The 11,860-nt window shown below is 62.2% G+C and carries 11 protein-coding genes and 1 riboswitch; of the genes, 7 read left to right on the forward strand and 4 right to left on the reverse strand.

The window, feature by feature from the left end; genetic code table 11:
• From ftsY to Q1A53_RS21170, 3 genes are all read left to right on the forward strand, one after another.
• On the forward strand, positions 1–1,001 hold a 1,001-nt coding region (ftsY, locus tag Q1A53_RS21160; RefSeq protein WP_299970600.1), incomplete at its 5' end, for a signal recognition particle-docking protein FtsY.
• Between the two features lie 34 nt (positions 1,002–1,035).
• Complete coding sequence (locus tag Q1A53_RS21165) at positions 1,036–1,938, forward strand: EamA family transporter (RefSeq protein ID WP_299970603.1); 903 nt, start codon at positions 1,036–1,038, stop codon at positions 1,936–1,938.
• Between the two features lie 9 nt (positions 1,939–1,947).
• Positions 1,948–2,562: an inner membrane-spanning protein YciB gene (locus tag Q1A53_RS21170; protein WP_299970606.1), complete on the forward strand. Its 615-nt coding sequence runs from the start codon at positions 1,948–1,950 to the stop codon at positions 2,560–2,562.
• Here Q1A53_RS21170 and Q1A53_RS21175 read toward each other — a convergent pair.
• The gene (locus tag Q1A53_RS21175; protein WP_299970607.1) at positions 2,526–3,272 is read right to left on the reverse strand and encodes a cyclic nucleotide-binding domain-containing protein; all 747 of its coding nucleotides are present in this window, start codon (positions 3,270–3,272) and stop codon (positions 2,526–2,528) included. The two genes, Q1A53_RS21170 and Q1A53_RS21175, sit on opposite strands and share 37 nt — an antisense overlap.
• Positions 3,273–3,388: 116 nt before the next feature.
• Positions 3,389–4,372, reverse strand: a complete 984-nt coding sequence (locus tag Q1A53_RS21180; protein ID WP_299970610.1) for an alpha/beta hydrolase — start codon at positions 4,370–4,372, stop codon at positions 3,389–3,391.
• A gap of 116 nt (positions 4,373–4,488) precedes the next feature.
• Positions 4,489–4,565, forward strand: a riboswitch (SAM riboswitch).
• A gap of 60 nt (positions 4,566–4,625) precedes the next feature.
• On the opposite strand from Q1A53_RS21180, the gene metZ reads away from it, so the two are divergent.
• The 4 genes from metZ to Q1A53_RS21200 all read left to right on the forward strand — a co-directional run bounded on the left by metZ (position 4,626) and on the right by Q1A53_RS21200 (position 8,968).
• A complete protein-coding gene (gene metZ / locus Q1A53_RS21185; protein WP_299970613.1) occupies positions 4,626–5,807 on the forward strand; it encodes an O-succinylhomoserine sulfhydrylase in 1,182 nt (393 codons plus the stop codon).
• Between the two features lie 139 nt (positions 5,808–5,946).
• Positions 5,947–7,050, forward strand: a complete 1,104-nt coding sequence (gene folE2 / locus Q1A53_RS21190) for a GTP cyclohydrolase FolE2 (RefSeq protein WP_299970616.1) — start codon at positions 5,947–5,949, stop codon at positions 7,048–7,050.
• 171 nt (positions 7,051–7,221) lie between these two features.
• Positions 7,222–7,461 carry a hypothetical protein gene (locus Q1A53_RS21195; protein ID WP_299970618.1) on the forward strand — a complete coding sequence of 80 codons (240 nt, stop codon included), beginning with the start codon at positions 7,222–7,224 and terminating at the stop codon, positions 7,459–7,461.
• A 58-nt stretch (positions 7,462–7,519) separates the two neighbouring features.
• Positions 7,520–8,968, forward strand: a complete 1,449-nt coding sequence (locus tag Q1A53_RS21200) for a TrkH family potassium uptake protein (RefSeq protein WP_299970621.1) — start codon at positions 7,520–7,522, stop codon at positions 8,966–8,968.
• 502 nt (positions 8,969–9,470) lie between these two features.
• On the opposite strand, the gene Q1A53_RS21205 is transcribed toward Q1A53_RS21200, so the two are convergent.
• Positions 9,471–9,752, reverse strand: a complete 282-nt coding sequence (locus Q1A53_RS21205) for a hypothetical protein (protein WP_299970623.1) — start codon at positions 9,750–9,752, stop codon at positions 9,471–9,473.
• Positions 9,753–9,882: 130 nt separating this feature from the next.
• Positions 9,883–11,706, reverse strand: a complete 1,824-nt coding sequence (locus Q1A53_RS21210; RefSeq protein WP_299970626.1) for a serine protease — start codon at positions 11,704–11,706, stop codon at positions 9,883–9,885.
• Between the last annotated feature and the right edge of the window lie 154 nt (positions 11,707–11,860).

Below are 11,860 nucleotides of genomic sequence, written 5' to 3' on the forward strand. Positions count from 1 at the left end.
AGCCAGAGCCAGAGCCAGAGCCAGAGCCAGAGCCAGAGCCAGAGCCAGAGCCAGAGCCAGAGCCAGAGCCAGAGCCACCTGTGGCGGTACCCGAGGCTGCCACCCCATCGGCGAAACCCGGTCTGATCGGACGGCTGCTGGGCCGTCAGCCCAGCGAAACGGTCGTCCGGCGGACACTCGATGACGCCATGCTGGAGCAGCTCGAAGAGCTGCTGATCACCGCTGATATGGGTGTCGACACCGCCCTGCGCGTCGTGGCCAACATGGCCGAAGGACGTCTGGGCAAGCGGCTCTCGGTCGAGGAGATCAAGGGGCTGCTCGCCACCGAGATTGCGCGGATCATGGAACCGGTGGCGACCCCGCTGCCACTCTATCCGAAGACACCGCAGGTGGTGCTGGTGGTGGGAGTCAACGGGTCCGGCAAGACGACGACCATCGGCAAACTCGCCAGCCAGTTCCGTGCTGCAGGCAAGAAGGTCGTGATCGCCGCGGGGGACACCTTCCGTGCCGCAGCCGTGGAGCAACTGCAGGTGTGGGGCGCGCGCGCGGGCGTGCCGGTGCTGACTGCCCCCGAAGGCTCCGACCCCGCCAGCCTTGCCTTTGACGCGATGACGAAAGCGCAGGCAGACGGGGCCGACCTCTTGCTGATCGACACAGCGGGCCGGTTGCAGAACCGCACCGACCTGATGGAAGAGCTGGCCAAGATCGTCCGCGTGATCCGCAAGAAGGACGAGACAGCCCCGCACAACACGCTGCTGGTGCTGGATGCCACCACAGGACAGAACGCGCTCAACCAAGTGAAGGTCTTCGCCGAAATCTCCGATGTCTCGGGGCTGGTGATGACCAAGCTTGATGGCACCGCGCGGGGCGGGGTGCTGGTGGCGCTGGCAGACAAGTTCGGCCTGCCCATTCACGCCATTGGCGTGGGCGAGCAGATCGACGATCTGGATGCCTTTGACCCAGAGGATTTCGCGGACGCGCTGATGGGGCTCGATCGGTGAGATCACGGCCCGGCAGCCTGACCGACCCTGTGGTATGACAGAGTGGCTGGCCAGCATCGAAGGTACGGAGACAGGCCACCGCGTCGCCCTTGTCCTCGCGCTGATGGCGGCCTTCCTGCATGCGGTCTTCGGCGCGCTGCAGAAAGGCAGGCACGACCCTTGGCTCACGCGGGGCGCCATCGACATCAGCTATATGGGTATGGCGATCCCCTTCGCACTCTTTGTCGTGCCTTGGCCCGAGCCGCATATGTGGCCCATTTTCGCCGCGGTCTGGGTGATCCACGTGATTTACAAGCTCCTGCAGGCCTCCGCCTACAGCCGCGGCGCCTACACCGTCGTTTACCCGGTCGTGCGCGGGACCGGGCCGCTTTTCACGGTGATCGGCGCCTATCTGATCTTTGGCGAGAAATTCTCCGCTGTTCAGTGGGTCGGCGTTGCGGTCCTGCTGGCGGGGATCTTCGGGCTTGCGGTCTACAACATGATCTTTCTGGTGTCCGAGCGGGAGACGCTGAACGCAGCACTCGGGCTCGCGGTGCTGACAGGGCTCTTTGTGGCGCTCTACACGACCTATGACGCCTACGGCATTCGAGCCACGGCCAATCCCTTCACCTTTCTGGCGTGGTTTTTCATGATCGACGGCTTCTTCATGCCCATCGTCGCGGCGCTGCGCTGGCGACGCATGACCGACCGGCCCGCGCTCGGGCCACTGATGCGGCGTGGGCTGGTGGGCGGGCTCGTCGCGCCCTTCAGCTTTGGTGCTGTGATGATGGCCACGCGGCTCGACAAGGTGGGTGAGGCCGCGGTGCTGCGCGAGACCTCCACCGTCTTTGCCGCGGTGATCGGCTGGCTATTTCTGAAAGAAACCGTGGGCCCGCGTCGAATTGCGCTGATGGCATTGATTGCGCTTGGTGCTGTGATACTAGAACTGGGCGGATAGGAAGAGACCATGCCAGAGCCGAAACCGATCAACCCCATCCTGAAACAGGTGCTGGAGCTTGGGCCCACCATCCTGTTCTTCCTGATCTATTTGCGGATCAAGGACGATACTTTCACCTTTGGTGGTACGGAATACACCGGCTTCATCGTCTCGGCGCTCGTCTTTGTGCCCATCCTGCTGGTGGCCATGGCGATCCTGTGGCAACTGACCGGGCAGCTCAGCCGGATGCAGGTGTTCACCGCCATCATGGTGATCTTCTTCGGCGGTCTGACGGCCTGGTTCAACGACGAACGCTTCTTCAAGATGAAGACGACCATTGTCTATGCTCTCTTTACGGTGCTGCTGGGCATCGGGCTGATGCGGGGTCAATCCTATCTGGCATTTGTGATGAACGAGATCATGCCCATGCGTCACGAAGGCTGGATGATCCTGACGCGACGGCTGTGCGCACTGTTTGCGATGCTCGCTATCGCGAATGAAGTCATCTGGCGCACCATGTCCACGGAAAGCTGGGTCAAGATCGAAACCTTCGGCTTTCCGCTGATCCTGATGGCTTTTCTGATGTGGCAGTTCGCGACGCTGCAGGACTATGTCATCACCGACGAGGGCGAAGACGCCAGCTGATCCGCTGCGCCTTTGGTTCTGCGGGGCTCCGGGCTGCGTGCAGGGACCGTATTCGGACCCACCGCCCGGGACACCTTGCGGGCCAGATCAACCGAAATCGCCGCCTCCAGCGCCAGACGGAAGCGGCTGCTGCGGGCGCATTTCCGCCTGAGATCCTCGAAGCGCCATTCCAGCACTTCCGAACCCGGTTCCAGCCAGGCCGAGGCGGAACTGGACTGCCCGATCAGAAACGCGATCTCGCCCAGAAAAAACTGGGGCGGCATGATGAATTCCCGGTCGCCCTTCTGGACGCGCGTGGCCCCTGAAATCACGTAGTAGAGCCGGTCGCCTGCCTGCCCTTCGGTGGTCACCTGCCGTTCATCCTCGACCCGGAACCGCCGGGCAAGCTTGACCAGCGCCCGGAAATCCCCGGGGGGCAGTGGCGGAAAGCTGTCGTAGATATCAGCGTAGGCGCGCGGAATGACGAGACGCATCTTGCGCGCCAGCAGACTGCTGAGACCGATGAGATTGGCGGCGCCGATCATCATGCTGACGTAGATGGCCTCCCACAAGGGCGCATCAGCGACGATCGCGTAGTAGAAAATGTAGATACCGGTCCCGCCCAGAAGCCACAAGCGCAGCACGATTTGGTTGATTGTAATCAGGCCGAAAACATAAAGAACACCGGCAAGATATACCAATATGCCGGGTGAAAAAACGTAATCAGTCATCGTTACCAAGGGTCAATTTGAAATATCATTGCGGGAGTGTGCGCGAAGCAGGCCCGTTGATGCAAGAAAATCCGGCGCGCTGAGACGACGCAGTCCAGCCCTGCCGCGCTCTGACGTCAGGAGAGCGCGCGTCGCGTGTGTTTTGGCCGCGGGTCCATCACGCGCCCTAGCAGGCGACGACCCAGACGCTGCGCGCCCGTCCAGAACGGCAGCACCCAAACCATCGCCGCCTGCCCGGGCAGCCGTGACCAGCGTGGCGTCGGATGCGCAGGGACCAGTTGCGCCAATCGCGCCTGTGGCAAAAGTTGCGGTGCGCTCAGCAGCGCGGCATAAAAGCGCATGATGCCGGGACGGGTATAGCTCGACCAGTGGCACACCCGCCGCTGCGAGGTGGCAACCACAAACCCCAACCGGTTCAGCGCCCGGACCGTGCCGGTGCAATCCAGCTGGAGGTTCAGCGCATTGGGCATGTCGATCCCCTGACCAAGGGCATGGGCCCCGGGGTGCGGCGCCTCTGCCAGCCTTTCGAACGCCAGATCAAAGAGGTCATTTTCCCGGCTGGTGATGTTGAAAAGCTCGGTCGTGCGCCCCGCGGGCGTGTTCAGCATGGCGCAGGCCTTGGCGGCAAAGCTGGCGCCGGTCAGCAGAACCATGCGTTGCACAGCCCCGCGAGGCAAATGCGCCAGCGCGCTGAGCGCCAGCTCTGACCCCAGCGAGTGCGCGATGATATGTATGGAACGTCCCGGCAGATGCCGCCTGATCAGCCCGATCAACTCCGCCAGCCGGGGGCCGAGCACTGCCGCGCGGGCGTGCGCCTGCCGCAGGCTGCCGCGCGCGAACCAGCCGAAGGCAATCAGCAGCGCAGTTGCGGGGGAGGCGCCCCCTGCGCTGAGTGCACAAGGCCAGCCGCCGGGCGTGTCGCGAAAAATCTTGGCGTGGGGGCAATGGGTTGGATGACCGGGGGCGTATTTGTAGCCGTGCACCATGACGATGACAGGACCCTGAGCCGTGGCCTGACTTTCCAGCACGGGGGCAATGGCGCTGTCGCCACTCTGCAATTGAAGCTGACCCTCTGTCGCATTGATCCTGAGTACCGGCACTGCGCGCCCTCTCTACAAGATATGGTAGATCATCTGTGGCAAAGGCATATAACGCTCGTGTGAACGAACTATTACACCACCGTGACGGTGTTGACGCGGCCAAGGCTCTATCCTAAGCCGTGACCTGTGGCGATTTGATACCGGATTGCGGGCCACGTTAAACAAACCGCTAAAAGGTCACCGATGCGGAAAAACCCCGTCGCGCTGACCGCGATACGGGGTTTTTTGTGCCCGATGGGCAGGAGTTATGACGATGACAGGTGATCTTAATCCGCGCACCAAAGCCGTTCATGCAGGCACCCGCCGCAGCCAGTACGGCGAAGTGTCCGAGGCTGTCTTTCTCACGCAGGGTTTCGTCTATGACAGCGCCGAAGCAGCCGAGGCGCGTTTCATCGAGAGCGGCCCCGATGAGTTCATCTATGCCCGCTACGGCAACCCCACGGTCGCCATGTTCGAAGAGCGCATCGCAGCACTTGAGGGGGCCGAAGATGCTTTTGCCACGGCATCGGGCATGGCGGCGGTGTCCGGCGCCCTGACCTCGATGCTGAAGGCGGGGGATCATGTGGTGTCTGCCCGGGCACTCTTTGGCTCTTGCCTTTATGTGCTGGAGGAAGTGCTGACCCGCTTCGGGGTCGAGGTCACCTTTGTCGACGGCACCGATCTGTCCGCTTGGGAGGCCGCAATCCGGCCCGACACACGCGCCGTCTTTTTCGAATCCATCTCTAATCCTACGCTGCAGGTCGTTGATATCACATCGGTTTCCGAGCTGGCCCATGCCCAAGGCGCGCTGGTCGTGATCGACAATGTCTTTGCCACGCCGGTCTGGTCCAACGCCTTTGACCAGGGGGCTGACGTGGTAATTTATTCGGCGACCAAACACATCGACGGCCAGGGCCGGACGCTGGGCGGCGTGATCCTCGGCAGCACGGAATTCATCCGCAAAACCGTGGAACCTTATATGAAACACACCGGCGGCTCCATGAGCCCCTTCACCGCCTGGGTGATGCTCAAAGGGTTGGAGACGATGGATCTGCGGGTGCGGGCCCAGACCGCCACGGCCACCGCCATCGCCGCGGCGCTGGCCGAGCATCCCAAGCTGACACAGCTGATCTATCCCGGTCATGCCAGCCATCCGCAGCATGCGTTGGTCAAGGCACAGATGGGGCAGGGCGGCACGGTCCTGTCGCTGGACATCGCAGGCGGCAAGGAGGCGGCCTTCCGGTTTCTCAATACAGTGCGGATCGGTCTGATCTCCAACAATCTCGGCGATGCCAAGACCATCCTGACCCATCCGGCAACGACCACCCACCAGCGGTTACCACAGGATCAGAAGGATGCGCTTGGCATCACCGATGGCTTGGTGCGGATCAGCGTGGGCATCGAGGATACCGATGATTTGGTGGCGGATCTCGGCCAGGCGCTGGCGGCTGTTTGACGCCGCCTGCGCCGCTTGCCGCGCGGCATTGTACGAAAAGGTGATCCTTTTCCGACGGCTAACCGTAAACTTCTTGTTAGTGGTCACTGCTGGGTTCTGTCCTATCTACTGACCAGACGTCGTCAAAAGGGACATAGAGATGAACATCCACACACCCGTACTTGATAGCACGCCGGACCGCGCCCAGGCCGAAGAAGCACTTTGCGTTCTGCGCGATTGGGTGAAGGATGCGACCCCCACAGAGATACTGGAGCTTGATCCTGCGGTTGCCCGGCTCATCCCCGGCGGTGCGCTGGCGGACTATCCTGCCTTCTCGCGTGCATATCCCGACGATTTCGCCACCGACGAGGGTTACAAATCGACCCTCCCCGATCTTCAGAACGGACCGGCAAGCCTGATCCGCGGTGCCCAGCAGCAGATCCAGCATGTCGGGATCTCGAACTTTCGCCTGCCCATCCGGTTCCAGACCCGTGACAACGGTGATGTGACGCTGGAGACGTCGGTGACCGGCTCCGTCAGCCTGGAGGCGGACAAGAAGGGCATCAACATGTCCCGGATCATGCGGTCTTTTTACAAGCATGCCGAAGAAACCTTCAGCTTCGGTGTGATCGAGGCGGCGCTGGACGACTACATCACCGATCTGGAAAGCTTCGATGCCCGCATCCAGATGCGCTTCAGTTTCCCCATGAAGGTCGAGAGCCTGCGCTCCGGTCTGTCGGGGTATCAGTACTATGACATCGCGTTGGAACTGGTGGAAAAGGGAGGCGTGCGCAAGAAGATCATGCACCTGGACTACGTGTATTCCTCAACCTGCCCCTGCTCGCTGGAACTGTCGGAGCATGCGCGCGCGACGCGCGGGCAATTGGCCACGCCGCATTCGCAGCGCTCGGTCGCCCGCGTGTCCATCGAGATCGACGGCGATGCGGGATGTCTTTGGTTCGAGGACCTGATCGACGCCTGTCGGCGCGCGGTGCCGACGGAAACCCAAGTGATGGTCAAACGCGAGGACGAGCAGGCATTCGCAGAGTTGAACGCCGCTAATCCGATCTTCGTGGAAGATGCCGCGCGGCTCTTCTGCGCCGAGCTTCAGGCCGACGTGCGTGTCGGCGATTTTCGCGTGGTGGCCAGCCATCAGGAAAGCCTCCACAGCCACGATGCCATCAGCGTTCTGGTCGAAGGAGAAACCTTCGCCGCCGAGAGCCTTGATCCGCGCATGTTCGATACGCTTTTCCACACCGGCTGAGATCCTTTGTTAAGATCGGGTAAACGGGCGTGTCTCTGACGCGCCCGTTTTCATGCTGCAGCGCCGCATTTTCGGGGTAGCGGCTATGCAGAAGTTGCAATTCTCATTCGTAGCCCGAGGGACTATGTTCGGCGCATGGGAGGGGGCCTTAATAATATGCAAGGATCTCCAATGGCTTATCAAACCTCGAGCACACATCACAACGCTGGCAGCGTCTTTCACGGCTTTCTGGCTGGCCTGCGCGGCTTTCTGTCGTCGGTTGGCACCGCGCTGATCGTTTCCAGCTCTTACAACGCACGCGCGGAACGTGTTCAGGCGCTGCAGGCGAAGACGGACGAAGAACTCGCAGCGCTGAACATCAAGCGTGACGAGATTGTGCACCACGTTTTCCGTGATCTCTACTACGTTTAAGGTGCGCTGATACCGCCACCGCTTGACACCAGCACGGCCCGCGGCCAACCCTGCGGCCATGTTGGATCTGCGCCCCGTTGGATATGTCATCGGCCTGCTGGTGGCTGTGCTGGGCGCCACAATGCTGCTGCCCATGCTGATCGACATCGCCGAAGGTCGCGGCCACTGGCCGGTGTTCCTGCAATCGGCAATCCTCACGATCCTTGGGGGCAGCATGATCGCCCTGTCCTGCGCCAACGGCGTCAAGGAAGGGCTGACGATCCAGCAGACCTTTTTGCTGACCACCAGCGTTTGGGTGGCACTGCCGCTCTTCGGTGCGCTGCCCTTCATCCTCGGTGCGACCGAGGCCCGGGTGGTGGATGCGTTTTTTGAGGCGATGTCGGGGCTGACCACCACCGGCTCCACCGTGTTGTCGGGCCTGGATGCGCTGCCAAAAGGCATCCTGCTGTGGCGCGGAATTTTGCAGTGGCTGGGTGGCATCGGGATCATCGTGGTCGCCATGGTGTTCTTGCCCGAGTTGCGTGTGGGTGGCATGCAGATCTTCAAATCCGAAGCCTTCGATACCATGGGTAAGATCCTGCCGCGCGCGGGGCAGATCGCCAGCCAGATCTCCAGCATCTATCTGGGTCTGACGATGATCTGCGCGCTGACCTATTTCACACTGGGCATGAATGCCTTTGACGCCACGGTCCACGCGCTGACGACCATCTCGACGGGCGGGTTCGCCAATTACGATGCCTCCTTCAGCGTCTTTCCGGGGGTGATGGAATACGCCGCGACCCTGTTCATCATTCTGTCGGCTTTGCCTTTTGTTCGCTATGTGCAGTTGATCAACGGACAGGCCCGGCCGTTGTGGCGCGACAGCCAGGTTCGGGTCTTCTTGCTGCTAATCGCCGTTCTGGTACTGGTGATGGCCGGGATCCTGACACAGGGTGATGCCTACACTGGCGAGGAAGCCCTGCGCAAAGCGCTCTTCAACGTGGCATCGATCATCTCGGGGACCGGCTACGCCTCTGCTGACTACATGAGCTGGGGCCCGGTTCTGATTTCGATGTTCTTTTTCATCGGATTGATCGGCGGCTGCGCGGGATCCACCGCCTGCTCGATCAAGATATTCCGCTACCAGCTGCTGTTCGCGTCAATCAAGATGCAACTGCGGCGCATCCGTTCTCCCAATGGTGTCTTCGTGGTGCGCTATGACAAGCGCCCTGTGGGGGAGGATGTGCTGAGTTCGGTGATCTCGTTTTTCATGTTCTTCATTGTGACCTTGGGCCTTTTTGCGGTCGCCCTCAGCCTGACGGGGCTCGATTTGATCACGTCGCTGTCGGGGGCGGCGACGGCGCTGTCGAACGTCGGTCCGGGGCTTGGGCCAGAGATTGGCCCGGCCAGTAACTTCGCCGGTCTCAACGACACCGCCAAATGGCTTTTGAGCCTCGCTATGCTGTTGGGGCGGCTGGAGCTGCTGGCAGTCTACGCGATACTCACGGTGAGTTTCTGGAGAGACTAGGGTGTGACGACCGCCTAGTGCGCAACCTTCGCACAGGCTGAAAGCCCGGCGAAGAGGCGGAAGGGGTCACAGACTGGCGGGCAGATATCGACGCCGAGCGGCTGGGGATGCTGCCCGTTTGACATACGGTAAGGGAGGCTATCCCAGCTGGATATTGAGCCGTTGACCCATCGCAGAGCCCCTTTTGCCGACTTGGCGGAGGTGGGAGTCCCCGCGAATTGCGCCACTCATTTGGATGTTTTCAATGGTGCCGAAGAATTGGGTAGCCGCACCTACGGGCACCTCTGGTGGCCAGACGGAGCCAAGGGTCTCCTCAACCGTGTGGTCCACCGCCGTGGTCTCCGAGCGATCAGGACCGTATCCTGTCCCGGGCGGGCTGGCGCCCGGCGAACAGTGCGATGGCACGGATCTGGTTGCGGTCGGGCAGCGCCTGAGCAGCAATCACATCCAGATGTCCGCAGACAGCTTATGCTGTCTACCGACCCAAAGACGGAGGTGTGATCTACTGGTAGTCGGAGTACGCGCGCTGGATCAACCGGCGGGCGCAGCCCTCATGGGCGGTATTCACAATGAGGTACCACACAGTCTCACCGGGGCGCCCGGCGCGGGAATACTCGCAATTGTCCGCGGTGCGCCACCATTGGCCCTTGTAGTTGGCGGGGGGCAGCATGGGGGCGCTGTGTTCCACAAGTTTGAGCGCGCTCTTTCCCGGCTTGGCGGTTTGGGCCGCCGCAGGCAGCGCAAGCGTGGCGGTAAGAAGTACCGCGGCTGCATATCTCACCATTTCAATCACTCCGTACCAACAGATCCTGGGTTTCGCATAGCCCACAGGATGGCGGCCGGAGGTTAATTGCGCGCAAAGACGACCCCGGTCAGGGGCGGTCGTTTACAGCGGATTTGAGACGATTTTGTCTCTATTCCCAACAGCTGACCAGAACGGTCATGTTGCGGGCGCGGGTGGCGATGTCTTCGGGGTCGAGCGCTTGCCCGCCGCTGGCGCTTGCTGCGCTCAGCCCTGCCTGTTGTAGCGTCCGGGCAATGGCGGGACCAGCCCGGGCGAAACGCACATCGGGCGGAAGGCCGCGGTCACCCTCCCGCAGGGGCAGCAGCATGCCCAGCACATGGCCGCTGGTGTCAAAGACCGGACCGCCCGCATCACCTGGCAACGTGTTGAGGCTGAGGCGTTTCAGGTCGGGCTCACCACCGAGACCGCCGATGTCCGAGAGGGTGCCAAAGGTGATGGTGGCCGCGTTCAGCACGCCTTCGTAAGAATAGCCTGCCGCCGCCACGTCAGCTTTCAATCGCGGGGGCGCGGGGCTGAAACGCGCCACTTCGGGCGGGGCCAACCGGTCCGAAGGCTGCAGTACCGCCACGCCCAGATCACTGTCGAGCGCGCTGATCTCTGCAGGGTAGGTGTCGTCCAGAGTGATCAGCGAACAGCTTTGCACGGCATCTGCCGTCGTGACCACCGCGCCTTGTGCGTCTACATAAAACCCCGAACGCGACAGTTTTGGCTGCCGGATTTGCAAGCCCGCGAGCAGATCAACGCCTTGATCCGACCGTGTGCCTGTCGCCGGATCCAGCACGCCGGGCAAGCGGGTAAAACTTGCCTGCATCTGTGAGATCAACCGCTCGCGCTGGGCGTCATCGCCTGCGGGCCAGACCAGCGTAAAGCCCTTGAGCGCGCCGTCTTCCAGACTGACGCGGGTCTCGCTGACGATCTCGTCGTTGCGACCGATCAGCGAAAAGCTGTTTCGATCCAGAGTGCGCGCACCCTGCAGAGGCACGATTTCAAGCGTCTGCATGACCTCATAGAGGCTGGCCAGCGTGTCCCGCCCGCCGGGTTGGCTGATCAGCAGGACCTGCGCCGGACCATCATCCGTCGCGTTGTACTGCGCAAAAGGCGGCTCGTAGCGATCAAAGGAAACCTGCGCTGTGGGCAGGTCGATCTGGATGCCTGCCGCACTGTCGGTGACGCGGCGCAGGTCCAGACCTTCGAGTACCGCATTGTACTGGCCCAGAAGCTCGGCCCGCTGCGCTGTGGTCAGCACGCCCGTTTCCGTGTGCCCGTTGGCCTGCTGCCAGGCGGTCATGGCGGCGCGGGTCCCGCGACCGAAGGCGCCATCGATGCTGGCGTTGTAGAAACCGGCCCATTCCAGTGCGATCTGCAGGCCGCGCCGCTCTGCGGCGGTCAGGGCACGCTCGCCGCGCCGCGCCTCGGAGAGTGTCTCTGGTGGAAGGGCGGGCTGTTCTGCGGGGTCTGCGGCCACGACCGGTGCCGCTGGCGGGCTTTGCTCTGAGGCGTCCAGTTCCGCCGCATCCGCTGCGGGTGTCTGCGGTTCGGTCGCCTCCGCCGCGGGCTGGGGCGCCTGCGCTGCGGTCAGACTGCCCCGGCCCGTCAGATCCGCGCCCAGCGGAAAGAACTGCTGCCGCAGCAGTGCTGTCTCGGTGATGTAGCTGTCGCGCGGGATCAGCCGATCGGCCAGATAGGTGCTGAGAACCTGATCTGCATCACCCGGCGTATAGGGCCCCAGCACGATGCCGTACCAGCCGCCCCCCAGGGAAAATCCGTTCACATCCGCCAGCGCCCGCGCGTAGTCCTGCGCCCGGCTGATCCCGTCCTGCAGGTTGGGCTGTGCCTCGATCTGGATCCAGACGACCTCGCCCTCGGACTGCGCCCGCACCCCCTGAGCCGTACTGACAAAAACCGCCAGACACACCATCATTACCCGAAACATCTACCTGCCCATCCTGCGCCGTCAAAATTTCGACGCAATTAATCAGGAAATGCGGTGCTTTACCATAAGCCATCGCGCTAAATTATCACCGCGGGCGCGATTGACGCCTCTGGCGCGGCGACGTAGGTAACGGGCTCAAATCCAGCCCGAGGCT

This window comes from uncultured Roseobacter sp. (assembly GCF_947496515.1).
In the GTDB taxonomy this organism is placed as follows: Bacteria; Pseudomonadota; Alphaproteobacteria; order Rhodobacterales; family Rhodobacteraceae; genus Roseobacter.